Raw genomic sequence first — 26546 nt, forward strand, 5'->3', positions numbered from 1 at the left:
GCACTGAGCAAGGCGCATTACAAACTGCAATCAAATCCATCTTTGATGTTCTTGAGTTCAAGTTTGATGGACGCGCAGTGCAGGCGTTTAGACCCGCAATAGAAAGTATCCAGAATCTGCAACGTCTTGAAGCGTTGCATCATGAAGCTTTACGCGCAGAAACCTTTGAGGCATTCGCTCGTACTTTGAGCACAAATGGCAACTAACTGAAAGGAAATTGTTTCAGTGACTGATCGCAAACACCCGCGTCTCACACTCGGCTTAGATTCCAGCACACAAAGCCTCTCCGCTGTCGTCATTGACATAGACACGGCGGAAAAACGCTTTGAACACGCACTCGATTATCGCACCGATGAACGACTCAACCAATTCGGTATCGGGGAGGACTACATCTTACCGCCGAGAGAAGAAGGCGAAGCCGAGCAACCGCCATTGATGTATCTCGCCTCGCTCGATGCATTGTTCGCTGACATGCAAGCGGCAGGTATCGCCTTAAAGGATATTGTTGCGATTAATACATCAGGACAACAGCACGGACACGTTTATCTGAACCGAAACGCAGCGAATATCTTCTCCAACCTGCAAAAATCAAAAAGCAACGCGTCTGAATTAAAAGTGCTATTGGCGGACGCTTTCGCGTATCCCAACGCACCAATCTGGATGACCGCTAACACGCTCACCCAAACCAATGCTGTCCGAGATGGGGTTGGCGGGAAAGCGGAAATGATTGCGCGCTCCGGTTCAGATGCACCGCTCCGATTCACCGGTACCGTCATGCGACGCGTCGGAGAACAGTCTCCCGAACACTATACGGCGACAACAAAAATCCAGTTGATTAGCAGCTTCATTCCAGCCGTGCTAACTGGTAATGCAAACGTGCCTATCGACTACGGCAACGCCTGCGGAATGTCGCTCATGAACTACAAGAAAAAGGTATGGGATTCCGCACTATTAGAAGCAACCGCGCACGGCTTACCGGGAGGCGTAGAAGGATTCCAATCAAAATTGCCAACCCTCGCACCTCCAGATTCTGTCGTCGGTAACCTTGCGGCGTATTACGTTGAGAAATACGGCTTCGATCCTGGATGCGCAGTCATAGCAGGTTCCGGCGATAACCCACAGGCAAAAGTGCCTGTTGCTGGAGACCTCCTGAGCCTCGGTACGAGTTTTGTCAATATGGTGTCAACGGACGGCGACACACTCGACCCAGAAGGGTTTGCTAACGCCATGTACGACGGCATCAACCGACCCTTCATGTTCGGCTGCCGCACCAACGGCGCGATGGTCTGGGATGCCGTGAGAGCCAATTATGGATTCACAAAAGAAGAATACGCACCCGCAGAAGCTACGTTGCAAGCCGCCGCACCCGGGCAGTTTATGACGTTTTGGCAACCCAAAACCGAATCCTTTCCAGTCTCTGGCGCGTTTGAACTAATACGTACCTCACCAGAACACACATTAGCAGCAGACTATACGGGTATCATTGAAACAAGCCTTGCCGCCCTTTACATCTACTCCGCTGTCTTCACAAAACAGACACAAGCACCGCTGTTTGTAACGGGTGGAGCAACGGATAGTCCCGGAATCATGCAACGGGTCGCCGGAATCTGGAATAGACCTACACTCCCAGTGGAAAAGGGGGGCGCAGCCCTCGGTGCCGCTGTCGCAGGCGTGAAAGCATTTCTTGATGCAGACCCTGACACAGAAAATGAGTCCTTCGATATTGAGGCGTTCAGTGCTTCAGTCTTGAAACGCGGGGAACCTATTCAGCCCAATCCCGCAGACATCGCCGCTTACCACGGCGAAGGAAAATATCTCCAACGGTTCCGTGAAAAATACGAACAAATTATGGAAGCACATCCGATGTAACAAATATCGTGCTTCATCCATTTTGAACTTAAAGGTCGGTTCGTAGTAGTGCGATTCATCGCACGTTGTTTGGTCTCTGGAATACAAGAAATGAAAGAACAACTCACACACTTTGACGAAAAAGGCAACACACGGATGGTGGACGTCGGCGGCAAGCAAGAAACCTTGCGTGTCGCCATCGCCCGTGGACACATAACCGCCCGCACTGAAACGCTTCGATTAATCACTGAAGAAAAAATGAAGAAGGGCGATGTTTTAGAGGTTGCACGCCTTGCAGGTATCATGGCAGCAAAACGGACGGGTGAACTCATTCCCCTCTGTCATCCGCTCGCATTGACTTCGATCCGCGTTGAACTCGTCATCGCAGCTGAAACACCACGGATTGAGATTCAAGCAGAAGTCCAGACGGTCGGACGCACAGGCGTAGAAATGGAAGCACTCACCGCTGTATCCGTCGCAGCACTGACTGTCTACGATATGTGTAAAGCGGTAGATAGGGAAATGGTCATCGCTGATGTCAGACTTGTCAAAAAGACAGGTGGTAAAAGTGGTGATTTCATAGCGACTTCCGATACATAATTCTCTCAGAGAAACGGATTAGGAGGTTGGAAAGAAAATGCATCAATCACTCACTATGGGAACCCTGAAAAATAAACAGACATTTTACCCCACCCCGGTAGGTGCGGTTTCTAACCGCACTGGTGCTGAATGTCTAATTAATTCTAAGGTTTACCATAAAATTCTCATAATTCTCGCCGTTTGTCTAATCTTTGTACCGATCTCCTTTGCAGCAGATTACGCCCTAATTATCGGTGGTGCCGCCGGTGAAAAATCTTTCTACGATGCATTCTGGAGTGCCACCTCCCGGTTTCATCAATTGCTCACCGACGAATACGGCTACGACCCAGCGCAAATCACCTTCCTTTTCGAGGATATGGGGGATTCGGAAAAACCCGGACTTGTTGATGCTGAATCGAGACGTGAACCGCTCTTAACGGCGTTCGCAGAACTCACTGAGAAAATCCAACCCTCAGACCGATTTCTACTCTTCATGATCGGACACGCATCCCGCACCGGTAGAAGTACACCGAAGTTTAATCTACTGGGACGAGACATCACCGAAACAGAATATATAACGCTTATCAACGGCATCCCTGCTGAGAACCAGATACTCATCTTCGGCTTCCCTTACAGCGGGCGGCTCGCATCCCAACTCAGCGCACCAGGACGCATAATTCTGACCTCAAGTTCACCGAACGAGGGTTACGCACTACAAGCTGGGTTCGGCGATGTTTTCGTCGATGCCTTCTCCACAGCAGCTGCCGATACAAATAGCGACGGCGCGATCTCGCTTCTCGAAGCGTTCCTATCCGTGGAGGAGCGGACAAAAGCGTGGTACGAAGACTTTGGTACGATTCAATCCGAACACCCACACCTCGACGATAACGGCGACGGAAATGCCACCCGGCACCTAACGACCGCTCTTGAATCTGAAGAAGGTGCAAACGATGGCACACTCGCTGAGAAAACATTTCTGGGCAAAAGACGCTCGGCACTACCCGCGCCACCACCCTCGGAACCAGAAGTCCTCGCCGACGTACCACCTACCGAAGTGGAGGAACAAGCGAATTCGGAAATCGGCGATGCCAACACCTATCGCGGTGGTAGATCTGCGCTTCCGTACGACTTCATCAGCGAAGCAGACGAAAACACTATTCAAGAAGCCATTAGCAACGCTCCCTCTCAAAAAGCGTATCCAGACGACGGGGCTGCCGTACTTTGGGAAAGCGTCGATGTGGATATCGATGAAAAGAGCCGATACATCTACTCAACACGTCGGATCGTCAAAATCTTCAACGAAAACGGCAAAGACCTTGCTGAAGTGAGCATCCCCTACATGCGTGGAAGAGACGATGTCACCATCCACCACGCACGAACACTCACACCGGACGGCAACGCTATTGAACTCGATGTAAACGAAGTGATAACCGATCTCGTCCCACCGAGTGCTGTGGATGCCGGGTTGTACGTTGACGCACGTTTGATGTACTTTTCGCTCCCTGGCGTTACGGACGGATGTATCATTGATTACGCCTATTCTACGAACAACGCTGGACACGTCATGCAAGGCGAATTTTGGCGGAAAGTCTATTTCCAAGCACCACAACCGGTGCAATATTATCGGCTTACCGTCCACATCCCGAAGAAAAAGCAGCTCTATTACCAAATTTCAGGGGCACCCGCAGCTTCCCAAACAGATCGCTTTCTCTCTATTCAACCCGAAATCGCTGAAAGCAACTACGCCCGAACCTATACCTTTGAGGTGACAGATGTTCCACCCTTGAAAGAGGAATATCTGATGCCTGCCCCGCAAGACCTCGCTTATAGCATCAGCATCTCCTCAATCGATTCTTGGGACAAACTCGTGACGTGGTACGCAACCCTGATTCGAGAACAGGATACCCTCACGCCAGAAATTGCCAAAAAGACAGAACAACTCCTTAAAGGGGCTTGGACACGACAAGAGAAGGTGAAAAGACTCTATGAATACGTCGCAACCAACATCCAATATCTCGGTTATGAACTCGGAATTTGGGCGATTAAACCCCGTCCAGCTAACCTCGTGCTGAAAGACGGCAGAGGCGACTGTAAGGACAAAACAACACTTCTGTCCACAATGCTCACATCTGCAGGCATTAACTCCTATCCTGTCCTCATCTCCGCTGGAGACACACGCGGTATTAATGCCCACCTGCCAGACGGCGGTTCGGAAGTCAAGGCGGTTCCGTCCTTAGCCTATTTCAATCACATGATTCTCGCAGTTGAAGGGAACAAAGACGATGAACTTATCTGGCTCGACCCAACATCGGAAACCTGTGCTTTCGGGGATTTTCCGGCTGGTGACCAAGATAGATGGACGCTCATCATCAACCCACAGTTTCTAACTGAAAATAAAATAGATACTTCAGAGGACCTCGCATCTAAAAACGCGCAGGACCTACAGAACAACCTTTATCTTTTCCAGAAGAGTCCCTCCTTAGACGCGACAGCGAATCTGAAACGCCTTCATACCGATGTACACGTCAAGGAAGACATGAGCGTCACCGTTCGCCAAGAATTAACAGTCACTGGCAGCTTCAACATAAAATTGCGGAGTCAACTCGCCAGTCTTGACACGAACGAAAAGCGGGCTGAATTCATGCACAAAGAATTAGAATTGGACGACCGCGCCAAAATAATTGAATTCAAATCTTCCAAACTTTTCCAACTCGAAAAGGAATTGAAAGTTGAAGTTACGTGGACGTGTGAAGGATATTTATATGCCATCGGTAGCCAATTCGTTCTTGAACTCCCCCTCGCGAAACACCCGTATGCGGAACTGTTGAGCGAGGAAAATCGAATGTATTCGGCTGTTATCGGCAAGGCGTTATCACTTGAAGATAAAGTCAGCGTCAGCACAGAGACACCCTTTAGGATAGATACTGTCCCTGAAGAGCAGACCCTGAAAAACGAGATCGCTGAGATTCAACTCCGTTATACGCAATCCAAACGCAAAGCCGAGATGCATCAGATCGTCCGTTTCCTGTCACCCACTGTAACACCAGGGGATATCGAACATCTCAAAGAGATTGTCAGAGCCGCTTCAAATCGAGGCACAAAACGATTTATATTAACACAATAGCCGTCAGCAGTCAGTTACTAACCGAGAACCTGCCCGAAACTGTAGGGGCTGGGTTACCCAGCCCGTAAAGAGGGCAGTCCAGGAGGACATAGCTAAAAAAATGCCAGCAACAGAAGAAGTTCAAGCCATAGAAGAGTTGATGAAAAGCCAAGAACTCATTTTGGCACAACTGAAAAAGATTATAGTCGGGCAAGAGGAAGTCATTAATCAGATGTTGATGGCACTTTTTGCCGGGGGGCATTGTCTATTAGAAGGCGTGCCAGGTCTCGCCAAAACGCTCATGATTCGGACTTTGGCGCAAATCCTGAACCTCAAATTCAAGCGAATCCAATTCACGCCGGATCTGATGCCTGCTGACATCACTGGCACCGATGTCCTCGAAGAAGATCGGACAACTGGGCATCGCACGATTCGGTTTATTCAGGGACCCATCTTCGCCAACATCCTCCTCGCCGACGAGATTAACAGGACCCCCCCGAAAACACAAGCCGCACTTCTGGAAGCGATGCAGGAATATCACGTCACCGCCGGCGGCAACGAATTTGAATTGGAACGGCCCTTCTTCGTGCTTGCAACACAGAATCCGATTGAGCAAGAGGGTACATATCCACTCCCCGAAGCACAGTTGGATCGGTTTATGTTCAAAATTGTTATCGACTATCCGACAGAAGCTGAGGAGACAGACATCGTTTCGACAACAACTGGGGCGGAGATCCCTGATCTTGAAACGACACTCTCCGGGCACACTATCGTAGCACTCCATAATATTGTGAGGCGTGTACCCGCCGCCGATAACGTCGTACAATACGCCGTGAAAATCGCACGCGCAACGCGTCCAAAAATGGAAGACGCTCCCGATTTCATTAAGGAATGGATACGATGGGGGGCAGGACCTCGCGCGGGGCAGTATCTCATCTTAGGGGCGAAAGCCCGAGCGATTCTACGCGGCAGATACAACGCCTCTTGTGAAGATGTCAAATCCGTCGCACCGGCAGTCCTACGACATCGAATCTTAACCAACTTCCACGCCGAGGCAGAGGGTGTCGATTCCGATACCGTCGTCCAACGGCTGCTCGACACAGTGCAGGAACCCGCTGCAAGACTATAAACAGCACGTCCTTAGGCACAGCAGCAAGGCAAACGGAAGCATGGAATGATGGAAGAAGGCGATACTTCCAGTCTTCCATCATTCCTCTCCTTTCTCATCCATGAAAATATCAGTCGTCATTCCAGCACTCAACGAAGAAAACGCCATCGCCAAAGTTATCGCCGATATACCGAAAACGGTGTACGCCTCTGACGGACACACAGGTGGGAGAGTCCAAGAGATTATCGTTGTTGACAACGGCTCTACGGATAACACCGCTGCAATCGCAGAGCAACATGGAGCACGGATTATCAACGAACCGAAGAGAGGCTACGGGGCTGCCTGTTTGGCAGGTATCACGGCACTCGCGGAGACAACACCCGACATCGTCGTTTTTCTCGATGGCGACTATAGCGATTATCCCACAGACATGCCAAAGCTGCTCCAACCCATCTTTGAAGGCAGTGCCGCGTTCGTCATCGGCGCAAGGAAGGCAGACAACGCACGAGAAGCGTTATTACCCCAAGCCCGATTCGGCAATTGGCTTGCGTGTCTCTTAATACACCGGTTCTTTGGCATCCGCTATACAGACTTAGGACCCTTCCGAGCGATCCGATACCCACAACTCCTCGCCCTGAACATGCAAGACAAAACCTTCGGCTGGACAGTAGAGATGCAACTCAAAGCCGCGAAACAGTCAATTCCTGTCTGCGAGGTTCCGGTTCGTTATCGAAAACGCATCGGCACCTCCAAAATCACCGGCACCCTCACCGGTACCCTCAAAGCAGGCTACAAAATACTCACAACCCTCATCTACCACCGCTTTTTGGCATAACACCCTCCACCCTTTCAACCGCGCATTTTTCAATTGAAACCCACTCTGATTAATGCTATACTTGTTTTTATTTCTGAAACAAAAATAGGACTTACGCACTCCCCTGGTAGGTGCGGTTTCCAACCGCACCGAACCCTGTTAGAAAGTGCCTTCACCATATCAAAATAGGCGTTCTGACCCCAATTTTGCGTAAGTCCTGAAAAAAACAGATAACACAGACCTATATCGCATAGATCCAACACCGCAGTGAGTAGTCGAAACGAATTTATGAAACTTAAACCCCGTCTTTACATAGAAACTTCTGTCATTAGTTATCTTACTTCAAGAGCAAGCCGGGATTTTATTATCTCTATGTGTCAACAAATAACTCGCTATTGGTGGGATAACGTTGTGGATCGGAAATTTGAACTTGTTTCTTCTACTATTGTTAGACAGGAGATCAGCCGTGGAACACGGACGCAGCACAACAACGCCTCAAAGTGTTAAATTCAATCACGTTATTAGAAACATCACTTGAGGAGATGTCCTCTCTTGCGGAGCGTCTAGTTGATGCAGGAGCGGTCCCCTTAAGGGCAAAGACAGACGCACTACATATTGCTATCGCGGCTATTAATGGTGTAGAATATCTCGCGACATGGAATTTTAAACATATAGCGAACACAAACAAACTACCTTTAATACACAAGGTATGCGAAACCGCAGGCTATACGCCTACAACTATTTGCACACCGTTAGAACTCCTATGGGAGGTTTCTTGAAATGTTGAAAGACCCGATTATTGAAGAAATTCATCGGATTCGTGACGAGTGGGCTGCTTCTTTTCAGTATGATTTACGTGCACTATGTGAAGACATAAAGCGACAAGAAAAACGAGATTTTCTCACGGATAAGCACGGAAATTTCATAAAGGACGAAAAGGGAGGCTTGATTCTTAAACCCGAAGTTGATGCTGAAAACACAGCCAAATCCTAAAAAGGACACCCTGCGGATAACGTTTGATAGACGCAAATGAAACGCCGGAAGTGTCTCTCCGAACTGAAAGTGAGGCTGAGGCAATAAAAGCCTCTGACATCTTAGAGTTCGGCAATCAGGAAGCATCGGATCAAACCGTAAGTGGATTTGAAGAAGTAAAAATTGATGTATGAAACGTATCAGGATAAACCATGAAAAACAAATCTTCCGACAACACCTCAAACATAGATAACTTGTCTGAACACAATCGAGAGCTGAGAAAAAAAGGCAAAATCAAACTTCTGGATGTCGTCGCGCTCACACAGGATGTCCCGCAGCACAATCTCAAGCGTGGAGACATCGGCACGGTTGTTGAAATCCTTTCAAACGGCGAAGCGTACGAAGTTGAATTCAGCAATGCCTACGGGCAAATGTCCAAGTGCCTGAGTTTCCTTGTCTCTCAACTTAGAGTGCTTCCTCACGAACAAATAAAAGCGGATGCCAAACTTCAAAAAGATAAACAAGTAAAAGGAGTTACAGAAAAGGGAAAAAACGCCGCCGCACAACGCCTCATCAAAGCGATGGAAAAACCACCACATCTCACTGATGAAGACATTGAAGCACTGAATCGGTCAATCAAAGAAGGAAAAATACCTATAAAGTTTGATTCGATCTTTGAACCGGACGAACGCGATGAAGAATGAATAAGGACTTAGATAATGAGCCTGATGTGCCTGATTCAACGCCTTAACCGAGTTGGGGCATCTAATGATGTTCTCCTTAACGGGTTTTCCGGGGATTCAACCTCACCAAGATGACATTTTTTGTACTTCTTGCCGCTTCCACAGGGACATGGATCGTTCCTACCTGGGTTATGTCGCACTATATTCATGATTTCCAAAAAGTGCTCTATTTCTCCTTGCTTGCCATGAGAATATTCGCCCCAAAGGTCCTTCCGAGCCCTGTCAATACCGAATTTATCTGTGTAGGAGAGTCGATAAAAAAATGGAATTACCAATTCATCAAGGAAATCCTCAATACAAAGCTGCTGGCTATCTCTGTATTTGAGACCTAAGCAACACGCGCGATTGTGGGGATAAATGTGCAAGTCAATGATCGGAACCTCACATTTTTTCACAATTCGACAGTATTTCCCCCCGACCTCAAACACTTTCGGCCATCCGTTCCAATCAAGGTCATCTAGGTAAATCTCAACCTCAAAAACATCCTGAATTAAAAAGTCAGTTTCTTTAAGGAGATTGGCAATCGTTATTTTCCCGGATTCGCTCTCATACACCGCGCAAAAGTCCAGCTCGCCTAAAATTTTATGGGAGTCTGCATCGTAGTATAAGTTCGGAAAATGTAATCTCAACCATCTAATGTCACTATCGGTTATCTTCATGATAGAAATTATCTCGCGTAGGGCTTTCTAGGGGTAACTACCCGCGTGGAGGCAATTGCTGACGCACCTCCGTTGTTTTGGGTTTTACTCTTAAGTTCCCCGAAATTGTCACCAAATAACTTTCGCCATTTCTTGACACTTGCATTATGCTCAGTTTCTTCAAACGCCTCGTTTATCCTGCTGTTATAGAGGTCAAACATTTCTCGGAAATGGGTATATTTATCCTGGTCCCAGTGTCTTGTGAAGGATTCTCCATCCAAGACAGGATTGCATATCTCGGGCATTAGAAAATTCGCCTGTAAAAAACTGTTTATCCGGTTAGAAACTGTTTTTAAAGCGGTTGGAATATCCTTAAAATGATCCCCCCACTCGTCACTGGCATAAACACTATTACCAATTAACGTTGTCAGAAGGATCGATTTTACAGAAAAGTTCCCTTTGTGATCCCTAAGAAATTTTAACAACCGCGTAACCCCCTTCAGGTTGCCGTGGGTAATTCTGGTTTTCTCGTTGAACCAATTGAAGTGCCACCGTTTATTTAGACCAAAATTTAGCAAAGTTAAGAGAAGGTTTGTCTTTGAAATTCTATAGGTGTCAGATACCCTAACGCCGAATGTGGGCGTTTATAGTTATACACCTGTGTGATAAAATGACCGATGCGTTCTCGAGCCTCGGTAATATCTTGGTAATCATTGAGGTGAACTTCTTCTTCCTTGAGCGTTCGGATCAACCTTTCGGCGTATCCGTTCTCCCAAGGACACCCGCTGCGAGCGACTGAAATCTGAATATCGTGTGCTTTGAGCGTCGAGATATAAGCGGTTGAAAGATATTGCACGCCTTGATCGCTGTGATGGATCTCCGGAGACCCGCTTTGCGAGAGTGCCTCTTGTAGCGGTTTCAACGTCAGAGATGTATTCAAATGTGGACTGACCTGCCATCCCCTGATCATTCGGGTGAAGATGTCCATGAGCACAGCGACATAGATGAAGCGTCTCTTGAGACGGACGTAGGTAATATCGCCTACCCAGACTTGATTCTCTCGAGAGATCTCAAGGGTCTGAACTCTATTGCCCCAAGGCTGTTGACCTTCAAAGGATCTCGTGGTTTGACAGATGCGTTTCACCGAGACCGAGAGGCACTCTTCTTTCATCAAACGGGCAACACGTTTATACCCGACGGTGTATCCTTGACGCAGTAGCATCTTTGTCATACGCCGATACCCATACGTCGGATACGCTGCCGCTAACCGCTGTATTTCAGCGCGTAAGATGTCTTCAGACGGGTCGTTTTTGGGTTGATAATAGAAGGTGCTCTTGTTGAAACCCAGCACCTCACAAATCTCTCGCATGGCATACTCCTTGCGCAACGTCTCAACGACGTATCGCTGTTGAGATGGATTCAATCCAACAACGTCAATGCCTTTTTTTGAATTTCCAACGCCAGCGTCAACCTCCCAACGAGTTGCTCAAGTTGAGCGATCCGCTCGCTGGAAGCATCGGAGTGCTTCTCTGGAGATTCAAAAAAGGTTTCGGCATTTTCAAGAAACTGCCGTTTCCACGTTGAGACTTGGTTTTCGCTGAGGTTATGTCGGCGACACAGTTCCGCCTGTGAACTTTCACCGCTAAGGGCCTCAAGCACAACTTCTGCTTTAAACTTAGCAGTGAATTTTCTGCGTTTCGCCATCGGAATGCTCCTTTCAAATAGATTGTCATTGTAGCACAATCTTATATTAGAGAGTGGTCTAAATTTCCGGTGGCAGTACAATGAATACTCCCATAAATTGCAGAATCATTATGTGCTGCGGTTCGTTTCCAAACAACCTCATTCCGAAAGTTTCCCTTCCCAAACACCGCATCCATAACTAACTTGAGATAATGACTCATTGTCGTATCGCAATGTAGGTAGATACTGCCAGTATCTTTCAGAATACGCTTCATTTCCAGTAATCTGGCAGCCATGTAAATGAGATAAGATTTATCGCTGTTTGTCATAGCAGCATGGATAACTCGGTTCAGCGCAGGATGTTTCGTCTCAATGAGATCAAGCCAAGCGTTGTCTACGTCTGAAAGGGTCCACGTATCTTTGAATTCCGCACCAGCAGCTTTTGAACCTATAGGGGCTGCGTAGTTCGTCTTGCTATTAAATGGCGGGTCTAAATATATGAGATCAATGGATTCACTATTTATCCCACGCATGATAGGCAGATTATCACCCGTGAATATCGTCTTTGGTTTGATATTTGTGGTTTCCATACAAAAGAACCTCAAAAATGTTATGAGATTTGTGACCGATATAGGTTGTGTCTGCTTCAATGATACCTTGTAGCAACACACCACCTTTTTCGCTATTTTTGACCGTATTATTATATACCAAGTGGTCTTTTGATTCAAGTCGAAATCTCGTGCTAATGGGTGTAAAGTTTTTGACACTAAAGTCTCAAGCACACAATCCGCAATTACCAATTCCTATCCGCGAACCGCTAATGCATTTTACTTGACATTAGTTAGCAAATAGAGTATAATGTAACCTAAGTTGCTAGTTTGTAGCATAACCTGTTAGGTTGTGCATCTGAGGACGCAAACTAACAGTTTGCGGTACAAAATGCCTGGATCATCGACAGTTTTGCGTAAAAAACGAGGTATACATGTCTAAAATCGTGTAAGTAGGAACTTGGATTATAATATAATAAGACTTTCCAAAAAAGTGAATATTGTATCAAGCTACAAAACCCTGGCGCGGAAACCGACACACATTTCCAGCACCTATAAGTTTCTTGCTGACTGCCAATAGCCAGTAGCGAGAAAAAATGTTACACTTTTCGCCAAATTATTTTTTTTATAAGAAAAAATTAAACGTCAACAAACCCCTACGGGGACTGGGTTCTCTAACGTTACACGCCACACACAAAATGTTACACTGGTGTAACATTTTTAAGAAGGAAAATACTAATGACAAAGAAGCAGGCGTTTATTACAGCAGTCGAAAATGGCGATGCATGGACAGTTGAAAACCTATTGGCAACGAATGAAACACTCGCTGCACAACTTGATGCGCCGTGGTTCAGTTTCGATGCCCCGGCGATTGTGTTTGCTGCTGCCTCCGGCAACCGTGAGCTTATTGATGTTCTACTCGATGCTGGGGCGGATATTGATGTCAAAAGCAGTTGGTGGGCAGGCGGTGCCTCAGCGTTACATCACGCTACGGGTTCTATGCTGAATTACAACAGAGAACTCGCTGAATATCTGATTGAACGGGGGGCGACAATTGACGCGCACGCCGCCGCGGGCTTGGATATGTCCGAAAAACTTGCTGAGTTAATTCGCGAAAATCCGGAAGTCGTCAACGAACCGGGATGTGATGGCATGTCTCCACTCCATTTCGCTGCGACCCCAAGAATCGCTGAACTGCTGCTTGCACACGGCGCGGATATAAATCTCCGAGACCGCGACCATAACGGCACACCGGCACAGTGGACACTGGGGAGTCGTCCTGAAGTCTGTCAATATCTTCTTGAACAAGGGGCGGAAGGCGATATGGTGCTCTATTGTGTAACTGGAGACGTTGAACGGGCGAAAGCCGTATTACAGGAAAATCCTGCGCTTCTTGATTTACGGATAGATCATAAAGTTCCAGAAGGTTATACGATAGCGTCCCACGACGCTGAAGGAATAGGTGAGGTTCCGGGGGCGCATGTTTATGCCTATAAAGTTGGACCAACCATGCGACTGCTTGAGATTGCGCTACAGGCAAAGCAGGCAGCGATCATCAAGATGCTGATGGAATGTGGTTATCAAATCAAGCTCCGAGAGTGGTATATGATTGCTGGACAGGGGCCGCGCAATATGGACAGACTTGTAAAGATGTTTCTCGGAAAAGGTTTGGATATCAATGCGCGTCAGAAGCATCGGCGTGGCGTATGGGCACCGTTGCATTGGGTGGCGCAACGCGGTCTGACAGATGGCATTTCATGTCTATTAGAGAATGGAGCAGATCCGAATATAACTGACGACCAAGGACGCACGCCGATCCATATCATCGCACAGAAGGGAATAGGGAAAAACCAGATCCAGTTACTCATGAAACACGGCGGCAACGTTAGCATACGCGATGCAGAGGGTCAAACGCCTCTGGATTATGCACAGAAGGCGAAAAGAAAGTCTGCTGCAAGTTTCCTCACAGAATATGCAAATCGCGCACAGGAACCGACTTAATTCTGACGAGAAAATTTGAAACACATATCAAATTTTTTTCGTGAATTGTTAATGAAATATTTTTATTTTTCGGTTGACATTTTTCTTTTTATAATAGTATAATAATAAATGTTAGTTAAGTAAAATTGTGTAGAGGTTAGTTTTCGTTATAGTGTTCTGGCACATCTAAATTGAGAGGTAGTTCGTAGTAGGGCAATTCATTGCCGGTTTCTGACGTGCGATAAATCGCACTACTACGAACCGGGGTTTCCCCATCATTTGAAGGTTGACAAACTAATAGTGTGGAACACAATTTGGAGGAACATGAAATCATGGAGCATCGAACAGAAAACTGGGTGAAAGTCGCTGAGTTAAGTGAGGTTCCTGAGGGACAATCGAAGGCGATTCGGATGGGCGAAGGGCGTAGTATTGCGCTCTTCAACGTTGAAGGGCGGATTTACGCAACGGATAATCAGTGTCCGCACATGGGGTATCCACTCACGCGCGGCACCGTCCGTAACGGCATCCTTACATGTGATTGGCACCGCCGCAGTTTCGATTTGGAAGGTGGTGGTTGCTTCCATGTTGAATGCGACGACTTACGGACTTTTCCGGTTGATGTCCGCGGTAGCGAGATTTGGATAGAACCGGGAGATATGATCTATCGGCGTGCAGAAGAACACAAGCAGTTGCTTCGAGAAGGACTTTTAAGTGAAGACCGATGGACGATGTCCAAGGCGATTTCGCTTCTATTAAAGGGAGGTGTGCCGGAAGAAGAGGTCATGGGAACGATCTTAGCACACGTCAGCCGACACATCGCGAGTTCTCACGACGCAGAGGGCGGTAGCGACGTTTCCCGGCTCGTCAACGGACTCAAAGTCGGACGCAGATACACAGATGCAGATAGACTGATTGCGGTTACGACTGCGGCTTGCTCGGCTGCGGGACCCGCATCCGAACGGCTTGAAGTTGTTCCATTACCAGAACCTGTCACATGGGAAAAGATAAGTCGGTGGATTCGTAACTTCTCTTATGAAGGGCAATCTGGACGCATTGAGCGGTGTCTGTTCACGGCATATCATAAAGGGGATGCCGATAAGTTGCGTCCTTTATTGTTTGCGTGTGCCGTTGAACCACATTTTATCGACCTGCCCCATATTCCGCTTTATGTCAGTTATCTCTCAGAAGTGGTTGATGAATTTGGGTGGGAGCACGCATCCGAGTTATTTTTCTATCTCGGTGCCAGACTTGTCGGACATCGTCCAGATGAGCCAGAACGCTACCGACGGGATGCAATCCAAATTATGCGTCAGATACTTCCGAGTGTTGAAAATGCTGACTTGGAGCGAACTGTTGAATTTGACGAAGATACTTTTGTTGAAGCGTTGACGAGTGTCAATCTCCAGCGAGCATTTGAAGCGGTACAAACCGTTTTGGTTGATGGTGTTAAGTTGGAGGGTCTTATTACAACGCTGGTGCTTCTCGCGGCGGATCGGATGGCACATACACCGGTAAACGTGGATGCGGGTTGGGAGAACTTGACAACGGAACTCAACCTTGCAGCATCTCTGCGAAGTGCGCAACGCGTGGGTGGCAACGAAATTGCAGCGAAAGGCGTTTTTCACGTTGTGTGGCAAATCTTCGCGAACCGCTGGATAAACATTCCCTCACGCGCGCTCAGTCAACCGCTGCGTCAAGAAAAACTGGATGTCCCGGATCAAGCCGAGGGTATCAAGTCTATCATTCGTACAATTCAGACCCTCGATGTCCAAAAGGTCGGACCGCAAGTGCTCGGTTATCTGAATGCCGGTTATTGTCCTGAACAGTTGCTTGAAGATATTGGACATACGGTTCTCTGGGATGATACTGGAAGTCAGATACTTCCGACGTTACGCACCGTATTTGAGGAATGGCAGTACGCCGAAGGGCATCCCGCTCAGGCGCAACTTTTGGTCGGATTGGCGCGCTATGTCACGGATATCCGAACAAACAAAGATAATAGGTCTGCGGCTACAACGGCGATGCGTTTTGCTGAAGGTAGAACAACAATTGAGGTCTTTGAGGAATAAAAGGAGAGAAAGACAGTGTTAGAGAATACCAATTTCGTCAAGGTTGCTGCCCGCAGCGATGTAGCGGAAGGGAAACCGAGGGCAGTTAGAGTTGAAGGACATAGCATCGCTCTGTTTCAGCATGAGGGTGCTATCTATGCGACGGATAATCAATGTCCACACATGGGGTATCCATTGGTGAGAGGGCGCGTCAGGAGAGGCGTTTTATCGTGTGATTGGCACGGCTGGAGTTACGACATGGAGGGTGGCGGATGCTTTACGGGGGGTTGTGATGACCTCGCCACGTTTCCTGTTGAGGTGCGGAATGGTGATATCTATGTGGATGTCGCCAGTGGCGGTAAGAAACGCGACGATGCCCATTTTTTGCTCCTAAAGGAGGGCTTATTAACGACGGACAACTGGACGCTTTCTAAAGCGATTGCGATTATGTTAGCGAAAGGTGTTTCCGAAGAAGAGACCTTGGAATTGATGGTCAAACACATGGGGCAACATGTCTCTACAGATCAGGATGCGTTCAATGGTGGCAGAAAGTTGGCGATGCTGATGAACGGCGTAAAGGTCGCCCGTATGTACGAACCCGAAGATCGACTTATCCCGTTGATGTTGGCGGCAGAGGGTGCAGCGGGTAGATTGGGAGATAGACCCGATCGCCGTCCTCTTCCCCCACCGATTGATTGGCAGAAACTAAAAGACTGGATTCGGGTGTTCACCGCTGATAAAGAATGGGAGGGTATCGAAAAGTGTCTGATCACGGCGCGACGGTTAGGCGGACAGGATGAAAAAATTGTACCACTCCTGTTTGAATGTGCCGTTCAACCCTTCTTCATCAATCATTCCAGAAATCTCATTAATCTTGGACACTTGGCTGAGTTGTTGGATCGGTTTGGATGGGAGTTGACTGAGGAGTTAGTCTGCAACCTCGGCGCAAAGATTCTGGGTGAGGGACGCGGCAGACCGAGTGAACTTCATCGTGAAGCGATCCAAAAACTGGAAGAAATCAGTCCTCTCTTTGATGAACTTCCACAGGGGACATCTGTTGATTATGACGAAGATAAATTCTCGGCGGCTCTGGTCAGTGGTGATCTCAATGAGGTTTTTGATACACTAACGGAAATGCTTGCCGCGGGTGTTCCGATTAACGATCTTGCTACAACTATGGTTATGATGGCAGGCGATAGAATGGCACGGACACCGGTGAACATGAGTCCAGGTTGGTGGGACCTACAAGAAGAGATGGAGTTGGGAGCGACTGTGAGAAAGGTGCTTCGGTATGGTGGAACGAAAGTCGCCGCGAAGGCACTTTATCATGCAGCGTGGCGGTTTTTCGAGAACCGATGGCTTAACATTCGCTATCAACCTATCACAGCGTCGAGAACATCTACAAATCGTGTTGTTCTTGATGAGGATGTAGTGCTTTCGGAGATCTTAGATGGGATTGAGTCTGTCCGTATTCAGGAAATCGGACGACGTACCCGTGAGTATCTTAATGCTGGATGCTCTGCGGAGCGGTTGATGGCTGAAATGGGACTGAGTATTCTTAAGGATGATAACGGTCACCATCTGCTCAGTTCAATTTATATGGTGTCTGAGGAGTGGAAAACGTGTGGATCCCATCCTGGGAGAAATCAACTGATAGTTGGATTGGCGCGATGGGCAACCGATATTCGCAGAAACGCCGGAAATGATTCCGCTGTTCAGACGGCTCACCGTTTCGCGCGCGGTGAAACCGCGACGGAACTCTATGAATAGGACATATAGTAGGGCGAGGTTCCAATGCCTCAGCCCTACTTTTTTTATATTATGAAGAATTTACTTGCACTTTTTTTCTTTAATGTGTTATGCCTATCAGTACAAGGCGCGACGTTGGAATTTGCCTTTCAACTTGGTGAGAAGCAGGACCCTCGACTTGATAGACTCCTGCCTGATGTCGCGCGACAGATGGCCTTCAACAAAGACGGTACGAGGTTGATTGTTAAACAGATGGACGGCACCGTCGTGATGTGGGATGTCCAGACACGGCAGAATCGAACTATTTGTACCGTCCCCGAAAAGCGATGGTTTGCCTATGCTGTTGATGCGGATCAACTCCTCATCAAAACAGCAGATGAGAGCATTGCTGTCGTCCATCTTGCATCCAACGCTGAGCTCACACTGACAAAAGGTGCTTATGAGAGTGGTAGCCTGTCGGCTAACGGCACGTTGGCGGTATTATCGGAAGGTGATGAGCAGATTGAGATGTGGCAGATAGAGTTCTCGGATACCACAGAAGCACTTGAGGGAGAACAAGTCCGCCCGCAGAGATTGAAGACTTTGGAGACAGCAATGCCCATTCGGAACGGTCTCGCTCTTTCTCGTGATGGTCGGTTCATTGCTGCGGCAGCAGGGAGTTACCGAGATGGTGAGGGGCATCGGACGGCTATTGAGATTTGGAACGCTGCCGCGGGACGTCCAATGCATATTTTTGACACCGGCGAGATTTTAGGGGTCTGGAATGTGTTGTTCTCAGCAGATGCGAGGTTGTTAGCTGTTGACACACAGAAGAACGCTCAGTCTGGAATCCGCGTTTGGGAAATTGAGACCGGCAGGCAACTTCTCGCAAAATCTGGGTTTGAAGCGTATTGGACCCGAGCACTTGCTTTTTCACCAAGTGGTAAATATCTTGCTTCAGGTGATGAAGCTGCGAATCTCCGGGTGTGGGACATCTCCGAGGGTGAAACGGTAATTTGGGAAACCTATCCGACTGGCATTCAATCGTTAGCCTTCTCGCCTAACGGCGACTATTTAGCGGTAGCACTTTGGGATGCCACAATTCAGATGCTACGTTGGAGGGACAATAGTGAACGGTGAGAAAAATTTAGAAGACGGCTCTTACGTTGATGCGAAGGGACGGACACGTTGGCATGAAAACGATGAAATTGCGCTAAGACTCTTGGAGCTCCATACCTTCCTAATTATTGCGGACTATCCAGAAGACCACGCATCACGATACCCGCGCCTCTCGCATTCTATCTCTCGCTTTCCAGAGCCGGTGTCGGATTTAATCGCACAGGGACGGTTGATAGAGGAAATTGGAGGGGTCGGGGAAATCATTGCGGAAATTATCAGGGAATTCGTAGAAACGGGTACAAGCGGGAAATTGGAGGAGTTCGCCGGTGATACCCCCCGAACGGTCGTTGAGCTTGTGCCTATACCCGGACTCGGCGCCAAAACAATTAAGCGGTTATATGAAGAAGTCGGTGTAGAGAGTCTTGTTTCGCTCAGAGCGGCGATTGATGAAGGAAAACTCAAGGGTTTTCGCGGTATCGGCAAAAAGACGTTGGAAAAGATTGAAGCGTATCTTGATGAGGCGTTATAGGCGCGTGATTTATTATAAGGAATAAACCACATACTGGTTAGATTACCTCAACAGAGGACACGCAACGATTATCTGTGGAGTTAGGGCAGATGCCGGATAACGATGTCCAATTTGCAGTCGTCAGAGAAGATCCGATGGTGGAGGCGGAGCTGGTTCGTTTAACAAATGCCAGCAATGTGCTGTTGATTGCTTCTGGCGGGTGTACTGCCTTAACATTGCAAGCGTTGTTTCCAGATTTGCATATCACGCTGGTCGATTTTAATCCGGCACAGTTAGAGCGAGTTCGAGACAAAATGAGAGCACTGCACGGTGTTGATGCAGCGGCACGGCATCGAAGATTTAATATTGAGACCAGCGATCCAAGTGGACTCAATCAGTGTGGTAACTTTGAGTCCCTGTTCCGAGGTCTACGGGAGTTCATCTTCGATCTGGTTGCCGACGAAGCGGAAATCCGACTGTTATTTGAAGAGAAAGGTCGACTTGCGGATGTCTCAGAGCTGCTCTTCTCGAACAAGTATTGGTCAGTAGCGTTCGATCTGTACTTTAGCGACTCACTTCTGAATGCGATGTTTGGTCCAGACGCTACACAGCACGCTGAAACTGGGAGTTATCGGCGTTACTTTCAGAGGTTATTTGAAAAAGGCTTGACCTCTGCAGGGGCGTTTGATAATTACTTTCTTCATCATGTATTTCTTGGATACTATCTCCAACGTCCGGCAAGTCTGCCTTATTACCTCTTAGCACCATTTACCGATTACTGTTTTCAGATGATTGAAGGGACACTGGATGGGGTCCCGGAGCTGCAACGTTTTGATCTCATATCTCTATCCAACATTATGGATTGGATGCCATTAGCTGAGATTACTTCCCTTATCGGTTATCTTCAAAACGAAATGAAATCTGGAGCGACGGTTCTGTATCGTCAACTCAATAATTACACCGATCTTTCAACCTATTTTGGCGATTCATTTACCTTCAATGAAGGGTTGGGTATTCGGTTCCAAGAAATCGAACGCAGCTTATTTTATGCCAGCGTTCATGTCGGAAAAAGGAAGTGAGTACGAATGAACAGGAGTATTGACAACATCCTGAAAGAGACGAATGTATGGATGAACCCATATTTTCAATCTTTGCGCGACGACACTTTTGATTTCGATGATTTTGTTGAAACACAAATTCAGTTCTATTTTGCTGTCGTGTTTTTCAACCGTCCGATGGCAGCCCTTGCTGCGAAGATCCCGACATCGGAATTGCGCTTGGAGGTCATTCGCAATGTTTGGGAGGAACACGGTGAAGGCAATACATCTCTAATGCACGAGAAAACATTTCTCACGTTTCTTGATCGGTTAGCTGGAATTAAACCCGAAGATATTGCGAAACGAGCGATGTGGCCTGAAGTTCGTGCCTTTAATACCGTGCTTGTCGGTGCTTGTGTGATGGATGAATACTTGATTGGTGCTGGGGTCATGGGAATCATCGAACGGATGTTCTCGGACATTGCAGGCTGGCTCGGAGAGCAGGTTGTGAGTCATGGCTGGATCTCTGCGGAGAAGTTGATTCACTATAATCTCCATGAGGACCTCGATATTAAACATGCGGACGATTTCTTTGATGTACTTCGTCCTGCATGGGAGGCTGATGTCGAAAATAGATACTACATTGAACAAGGATTGCGCCTTGGGGCGTGCGTCTTCAATTCGCTTTATGAAGGACTTTACAAGGCACGAAAGCGTCGTATCTATCGCGATGTACGCGGACCCCATACACGGGCATCATAGCGGTGTTGAGGTATCAGATGCGGATAAACCGTTCTTTGGATATCAAAGAATTACGCAATGCGGAGTGGAAAGTTTTCCATGATCGCATCGCGGACTTAGAGAAGGGGACGAGTTATCCGTTGGGTGAGGATCGGTTTGAGATTGACCACGGTGCGGATTATTTTGCGTTCTTCACGCGGCTGGGTCAGCTCCGCTACTATGTCGTGCTTGACGGGGATCGGGTGGTAGCAGTAGCCGCTGCGATCTTACGCCGTGTGCCGCCAATGAGCGATAAAAAGCCGAAAACGGTGTGGTATCTTTGTGATTTGAAGGTTCACCCAGAATACCGTGGACGCTATCTCCCTGTCTCGATATTTGTCCACGCTTTTCCAAAGTTGTATCCTCTTTGCCCTCGTGGGTATGCTATCTCTATGGATGCGGACAGCGAACGTCCAAATCGCGTTGCACTCATGCTAAAGCGTTTTCCGCTCGCGCCGATGTCAATCGCGACAAAGTTAGGAATTGTTTCTTTAGATGCCGAGCAAATGCGAGAAGTCGAACCGTTTTTACGAGACTATTTTGGAGACGTTTCTTATCTGTCGTTGGCGGACAAAAAGGACATCATTTTGCAGAGTACCCGCTCGCCGATGCCACTGTTACATGTTCAGTTCGGACCGTGTGCGGCGCAAGGGCATCCGAAACCGCTTGATGATTATATTCACATGTTCTGTGTTTCGATGGATCATCCACTGCTTGAGATATTGAGGCATCAAGGTACTTATCCATCAGCCACGGCTACCGTCATTCATCACGGTATGGAGGCGTGGGATTGGGAGTTCATCCTCACCAGCGACATCTAATAATAAATCAATAGGAGGGAATCGGGATGTGTTGTTGCGATGTTGCTTTCAAGCACATACCAAGCGTATAATATCCCGTGAATTTTTATTATGGCGCGATCACTTACTGATGGCGAAATGGTCAATGGTAAGAAACATGGATATTGGGTCACTTATTATGCGAACGGACATAAGCGTAGCGAAGGTGGCTACATTCATGGTAAGAAGGACGGACCTTGGATCACTTACCACAAGAATGGGAACAAGGCGGGTGAAGCGACCTTCCGCGATGGAAAATACGAAGGTCTTTGTGTCACCTATTATGAAAATGGAAGCCGTAGATCCAGTGGAGTCTTTCCTAAACATGTTGGTAAGTCGTATGACGGCAAAAAGGAGGGGCCGTTTTATAATTACGAAGATGATGGCAAGACGGTGTGGCTGATTGTCACCTACAAGAAAGGTGGGAGCCGTGCGAAACCGGATGAATATCCGCTCGGTGTCTGCGCTGTGTGTGGCGAGGGAAGACGTTTGGCTTGGGGCAATACTTGCCCGAAGTGCGGTAACGAACTGGAGACATAATTTGAAAAAGGAGACTAAAAACGATGAAAGTCCTAATTACTTTGGTTGCTATGATAGTTATCTTTATTTCAGGGATATGGGTTCAGGAAAGCATATCGGAAATTGATCCAGCATCCCTTATGGGGATGTGGCTCTTTGATCAGGGAAAAGGAGACGCGGTTGTGGATACCTCCGGCAATGGAAATGATGGTGAGATTGTTGACGCTGAACGAGTAGATGGAAAGAGTGGCAAGGGAATAGAATTTGACGGGACTAACCATGTGGTTATCCCAGCGAGCAAAACGGTCAATGACTTCCTTGATGGATTTACGTATCTGCTCTGGGTGAAACCGCTGGGTAACCCTTCGGGTCCCCATGTTCGTCTCATAGAGAGAGATTGGCACAATCCAAATATTCTCATCGGTCCGACCGATTTTTATGGTAGTTTTATCTTCAACGGCGGAATAGACAACAGTGCTGTTCGAGGCGGGACTTGGGAGATGGACGAGTGGAGTTTTGTTGCTTTAACACACGATGGTAAGACACTCGTCCTCTATGTTGATGGTGAGGTTGCAGCGGATTTAGATGTAGGAGAACCAGATTTTACCGCACAACACGACGGTGGTTCGATTTGGTTAACCCGTTGGAAAGGGGGGCCTGGTTGGGATTTTTCGGGGGTTCTTGACGAAGTGGCTATCTTCAATACTGCACTCAGTGAAGACGACCTGAATACTATCATGACAGATGGACTTGAGAAAGCCCTCTCGGTTTCTGCAATTAATAAGCTGACAACGACTTGGGGGGACATCAAACGGCAAGAGTAATCACTGCATGAGACTTATTTTTACAAACGAATAGGAGGTAATAGGGACGCGTCATCAAGACACAACTTGCAAGCTTGTATTTGATGTCGGCGTCCCACAAATTTAACTATGGCAAAATCACTTACTGATGGCGAGATGCGCAACGGCAAGAAGCACGGGTATTGGGTTACTTACTACGCCAATGGCTTTAAGCGGAGTGAAGGTGGCTACATTGAAGAAAAAAAAGAGGGGCTTTGGATCCAGTACCATAAAAATGGAAACAAAGCGAGCGAAGGCTTTTTCCGCGATGGTAAGAACGAAGGCGACTATGTGGCGTATTATGAAAATGGCAATCGCAAATGGGGTGGTCCCTACCGCAAACATGATGGCGGCTCCGCTGATGGCAGAAAAGAAGGTGTCTGGCTTTGCTATGAAGAGGATGGCGAGACGGTGTGGCGCATTATCACCTACAAGAAAGGTGGGAGTCGTGCGAAACCCGATGAATACCCACTGGGGGTCTGTGCTGTTTGCGGTGAAGGCAGACGCTCAACGTGGAAGGATGCTTGTCCGCAATGTGGGGCAGATGTTTCTGATTGATTCTCAAAAATTCTGAAGTTTTAGTCCTATAAATTCTGATTTTTTTCTCAGAAACAGGGTTTAACTGAATAAAATACCTAAAAAAGAGAAGGAAAAATTAGTGGCAATTAAACGGAATTTTCTGACCGTCTGGGCGTTTTTCGTTGTTTTTTTCGTTGTACAACTCCCCGGCGGTCTCAAGGCTGAAAATGAGGAAAAATCACTGCACAGAACCGCAACAGCTGTCCGAATCAATAGCGCGCCGCCACAGTTAGATGGGGTTTTGGACGATGCGATCTGGAAAACCGCACCCCTCCATGAAGGATTTAGGCAACAAGACCCTGATGAAGGAGAGCTGGCAACCGAACGCACTACGTTCCAAATCGCCTACGATGACGAGGCAATCTACTTCGCGGTGATGTGCTACGATAAAGAACCCGAAAAGATTTTCTCTCGCTTGGTTCGGCGCGATAACTACGTTACATCCGATAGACTTGATGTAGTTCTCGACCCGCATTACAGTCGGCAGAATGCATTCTGGTTTACCGTTTATCCTTCAGGATCTGTAACAGATGGGACTATTTCTGGCGGCGGTTGGTGGGATAGTACGTGGAACGGCGTGTGGGAAGTGAAAACAAAAATTCACAAAAATGGCTGGGCGGCAGAATATAAAATTCCCTATCACGTCCTACGCTTTGCACCTAAAGAAAAATATACATGGGGACTCCAAGTTTCACGGAGCATTAGCAGAAAAAAAGAATATGCGCTTTGGCGTTTGATTAAAAAAGATGAACCCGGTTGGGTCTCCCGTTTTGGCGATCTAACAGGTATTGAGAATATCCATCCGCCGCACCATTTGGAATTAGTTCCTTATACCATGGGTCGGACAACACTCAATAGCAAAACCGATTTATGGGGGAACATTGGTAGTGATGTTCAGTATGGAATTACCTCCGGAATAACGCTCAATGCTACAGTCAATCCAGATTTTGGACAGGTGGAGGCGGATCCGGCGCGTCTAAATCTTTCGGCGTATGAGGAATTTTTTGAGGAACGTCGTCCTTTCTTTGTGGAAGGGGCCTCCATCTTTAGCAGCAACGACTATAATTTTTTTTATACTCGGCGCATCGGGCGGCAGCCAGGGCATTTTGACCTGCCCGAGGGTGCTAAAGAACTCAGCCGCCCGGAGGCGACAACGATTCTGGGGGCTGCCAAAATTGCTGGTAGAACTCAAAGCAAGACCTCCTTCGGCATCATGGAAGCCGTTACATCTCCAGAGTACGCACAGATCGAAGAAGCAGGTAAAGATGACAAATTCCTTGTTGAACCTTTGACGAACTATTTCGTTGGTAGGGTCAAGCAGGATGTCCTCGGCAATTCATACGTTGGATTGATAGGGACAGCTGTCAATCGCCAGGCTTCCAATGCCGCGTATGTAGGGGGTTTGGACTGGGATTTAAAGTTTGCAAAGGAACGGTACCAGATAAGTGGCACCTTAGCGGCAAGTCAGGCGGGTAAAATGGATGAACGCAAATCGGGCTACCTTGCCCACCTTGAATTTGACAAACGTGGTGGATGGATGCAATTTGATACCGATTTCAGAGTGCTTTCGCCTGACTTAGAAATGAACGACCTCGGCTTCCGGCGACGTGCGGATATGCTTGAGTGGAATTACGACTTCACCGTGCGGAAGGGAAAACCCTTTAGTGTCTTCAGACGCGTCATTTTCGGACTCTACGGCTGGCGAACATGGAATTACGACGGAGTCAGTATCAGTCGCTACTCCGAAATCTGGACAGATGGCCGTCTAAAAAACTATTGGGATTATGATCTTTGGATTGGACGAAATTTGGAGTCGTTTAGTGATGATGACACGATGCGTGGTGGAACGCTGATCAAAAGTCCGCCAGGCTGGTGGATTTTTACAGCACTCTCCACCGATAGCCGTAAAATGATTCAGTTGCGGTTGAATCCTGTTTTCGCATGGAATGATGATAGGCGTTCGTATGACTACGATGTGCGGCTCTGGTTACGCATTCGACTCGCCTCCAATATTGAGGTGAGCTTCGGTCCCTCGTACAATTATGGCGTACAGGATGCACAATGGGTAGATCTGGTGGAAGAAAACATCGATGGACACATCGAAAAACATTACGTCTATGGTGAACTGGAGCGCCGCACACTGGATTTCACAACGCGCGCGAACATCAGTTTTACGCCTACGCTGAGTCTCCAATTCTACGTGCAACCCTTTGTTACTATCGGGGACTATGCCAATTTCAAGGAGTTGATTGAACCGAAGTCTTATCAGTTCAAGCCTTACGCGCTAAACGAAAATCGTGATTTCCATCGTAGGTCTTTACGGGGCAACACTGTGCTTCGCTGGGAATTCCGTCCGGGCAGCACCCTATTTCTCGTCTGGACACAATCCCGAGAAGCGGAGTTGGAGCAGCTTCGCACAGCAGACCTCGAATTCCGTCCATTACACCGACTGCGTAATAGCTTCACCGATGAAGGCAAGAATGTTTTCCTGATAAAATGTCGGTATTGGCTCGGGGTGTAAGGCACTAATG

The 26546-nt window shown here is 47.7% G+C and carries 23 protein-coding genes and 2 pseudogenes; 21 read left to right on the forward strand and 4 right to left on the reverse strand.

What is annotated here, in order from left to right:
• From OXN25_12065 to OXN25_12105, 9 genes and pseudogenes are all read left to right on the forward strand, one after another.
• Positions 1 to 206 (forward strand): hypothetical protein (locus OXN25_12065; GenBank protein ID MDE0425591.1); only part of this gene is annotated, 206 nt, incomplete at its 5' end.
• Positions 207 to 225: 19 nt separating this feature from the next.
• Positions 226 to 1869, forward strand: a complete 1644-nt coding sequence (locus tag OXN25_12070; GenBank protein MDE0425592.1) for an FGGY family carbohydrate kinase — start codon at positions 226 to 228, stop codon at positions 1867 to 1869.
• Positions 1870 to 1959: 90 nt separating this feature from the next.
• Positions 1960 to 2448 (forward strand): cyclic pyranopterin monophosphate synthase MoaC, encoded by a 489-nt coding sequence (gene moaC / locus OXN25_12075; protein MDE0425593.1) that lies wholly within the window; start codon positions 1960 to 1962, stop codon positions 2446 to 2448.
• A gap of 37 nt (positions 2449 to 2485) precedes the next feature.
• A complete protein-coding gene (locus OXN25_12080) occupies positions 2486 to 5551 on the forward strand; it encodes a DUF3857 and transglutaminase domain-containing protein (GenBank protein ID MDE0425594.1) in 3066 nt (1021 codons plus the stop codon).
• Positions 5552 to 5651: 100 nt separating this feature from the next.
• Positions 5652 to 6659 (forward strand): MoxR family ATPase, encoded by a 1008-nt coding sequence (locus tag OXN25_12085; protein ID MDE0425595.1) that lies wholly within the window; start codon positions 5652 to 5654, stop codon positions 6657 to 6659.
• Positions 6660 to 6759: 100 nt separating this feature from the next.
• A complete protein-coding gene (locus OXN25_12090; GenBank protein MDE0425596.1) occupies positions 6760 to 7473 on the forward strand; it encodes a glycosyltransferase family 2 protein in 714 nt (237 codons plus the stop codon).
• Between the two features lie 759 nt (positions 7474 to 8232).
• Positions 8233 to 8445, forward strand: a complete 213-nt coding sequence (locus OXN25_12095) for a hypothetical protein (GenBank protein ID MDE0425597.1) — start codon at positions 8233 to 8235, stop codon at positions 8443 to 8445.
• A 23-nt stretch (positions 8446 to 8468) separates the two neighbouring features.
• A complete protein-coding gene (locus tag OXN25_12100) occupies positions 8469 to 8618 on the forward strand; it encodes a hypothetical protein (GenBank protein MDE0425598.1) in 150 nt (49 codons plus the stop codon).
• An 81-nt stretch (positions 8619 to 8699) separates the two neighbouring features.
• Positions 8700 to 8900, forward strand: a pseudogene (locus tag OXN25_12105) (DUF4926 domain-containing protein).
• 263 nt (positions 8901 to 9163) lie between these two features.
• On the opposite strand, the gene OXN25_12110 reads toward OXN25_12105, so the two are convergent.
• The 4 genes and pseudogenes from OXN25_12110 to OXN25_12125 form a co-directional block, all read right to left on the reverse strand.
• Positions 9164 to 9826 carry an SEC-C metal-binding domain-containing protein gene (locus OXN25_12110; GenBank protein MDE0425599.1) on the reverse strand — a complete coding sequence of 221 codons (663 nt, stop codon included), beginning with the start codon at positions 9824 to 9826 and terminating at the stop codon, positions 9164 to 9166.
• An 8-nt stretch (positions 9827 to 9834) separates the two neighbouring features.
• Entirely contained in the window at positions 9835 to 10290 is a 456-nt protein-coding gene (locus OXN25_12115; protein MDE0425600.1) for a hypothetical protein, read from the reverse strand.
• 95 nt (positions 10291 to 10385) lie between these two features.
• Positions 10386 to 11509: pseudogene (locus OXN25_12120) on the reverse strand (IS3 family transposase).
• Between the two features lie 41 nt (positions 11510 to 11550).
• Entirely contained in the window at positions 11551 to 12078 is a 528-nt protein-coding gene (locus OXN25_12125) for a DNA methyltransferase (GenBank protein MDE0425601.1), read from the reverse strand.
• Between the two features lie 696 nt (positions 12079 to 12774).
• On the opposite strand from OXN25_12125, the gene OXN25_12130 reads away from it, so the two are divergent.
• The 12 genes from OXN25_12130 to OXN25_12185 all read left to right on the forward strand — a co-directional run bounded on the left by OXN25_12130 (position 12775) and on the right by OXN25_12185 (position 26536).
• On the forward strand, positions 12775 to 14037 hold the full coding sequence (locus tag OXN25_12130; protein ID MDE0425602.1) for an ankyrin repeat domain-containing protein: 1263 nt from the start codon (positions 12775 to 12777) through the stop codon (positions 14035 to 14037).
• Between the two features lie 311 nt (positions 14038 to 14348).
• On the forward strand, positions 14349 to 16085 hold the full coding sequence (locus OXN25_12135; GenBank protein ID MDE0425603.1) for a Rieske (2Fe-2S) protein: 1737 nt from the start codon (positions 14349 to 14351) through the stop codon (positions 16083 to 16085).
• A gap of 15 nt (positions 16086 to 16100) precedes the next feature.
• Positions 16101 to 17834, forward strand: coding sequence for a Rieske (2Fe-2S) protein (locus tag OXN25_12140; GenBank protein ID MDE0425604.1), 1734 nt, complete (start codon positions 16101 to 16103; stop codon positions 17832 to 17834).
• A gap of 51 nt (positions 17835 to 17885) precedes the next feature.
• Complete coding sequence (locus tag OXN25_12145; protein MDE0425605.1) at positions 17886 to 18932, forward strand: hypothetical protein; 1047 nt, start codon at positions 17886 to 17888, stop codon at positions 18930 to 18932.
• Positions 18922 to 19440: a helix-hairpin-helix domain-containing protein gene (locus OXN25_12150; protein MDE0425606.1), complete on the forward strand. Its 519-nt coding sequence runs from the start codon at positions 18922 to 18924 to the stop codon at positions 19438 to 19440. Before OXN25_12145 ends, OXN25_12150 begins: the two co-directional genes overlap by 11 nt.
• An 89-nt stretch (positions 19441 to 19529) precedes the next feature.
• Positions 19530 to 20498, forward strand: a complete 969-nt coding sequence (locus tag OXN25_12155; GenBank protein ID MDE0425607.1) for a DUF3419 family protein — start codon at positions 19530 to 19532, stop codon at positions 20496 to 20498.
• A 6-nt stretch (positions 20499 to 20504) separates the two neighbouring features.
• Complete coding sequence (locus OXN25_12160) at positions 20505 to 21218, forward strand: iron-containing redox enzyme family protein (protein MDE0425608.1); 714 nt, start codon at positions 20505 to 20507, stop codon at positions 21216 to 21218.
• 17 nt (positions 21219 to 21235) lie between these two features.
• Complete coding sequence (locus tag OXN25_12165) at positions 21236 to 22057, forward strand: GNAT family N-acetyltransferase (GenBank protein MDE0425609.1); 822 nt, start codon at positions 21236 to 21238, stop codon at positions 22055 to 22057.
• Positions 22058 to 22147: 90 nt separating this feature from the next.
• Positions 22148 to 22615, forward strand: coding sequence for a hypothetical protein (locus OXN25_12170; GenBank protein ID MDE0425610.1), 468 nt, complete (start codon positions 22148 to 22150; stop codon positions 22613 to 22615).
• A 23-nt stretch (positions 22616 to 22638) separates the two neighbouring features.
• Positions 22639 to 23418, forward strand: a complete 780-nt coding sequence (locus OXN25_12175; GenBank protein MDE0425611.1) for a LamG domain-containing protein — start codon at positions 22639 to 22641, stop codon at positions 23416 to 23418.
• A gap of 108 nt (positions 23419 to 23526) precedes the next feature.
• The gene (locus tag OXN25_12180) at positions 23527 to 23994 is read left to right on the forward strand and encodes a hypothetical protein (GenBank protein MDE0425612.1); all 468 of its coding nucleotides are present in this window, start codon (positions 23527 to 23529) and stop codon (positions 23992 to 23994) included.
• 100 nt (positions 23995 to 24094) lie between these two features.
• On the forward strand, positions 24095 to 26536 hold the full coding sequence (locus OXN25_12185) for a DUF5916 domain-containing protein (protein ID MDE0425613.1): 2442 nt from the start codon (positions 24095 to 24097) through the stop codon (positions 26534 to 26536).
• Positions 26537 to 26546: the final 10 nt, after the last annotated feature.

This window comes from Candidatus Poribacteria bacterium, from assembly GCA_028820845.1.
In the GTDB taxonomy this organism is placed as follows: domain Bacteria; phylum Poribacteria; class WGA-4E; order WGA-4E; family WGA-3G; genus WGA-3G.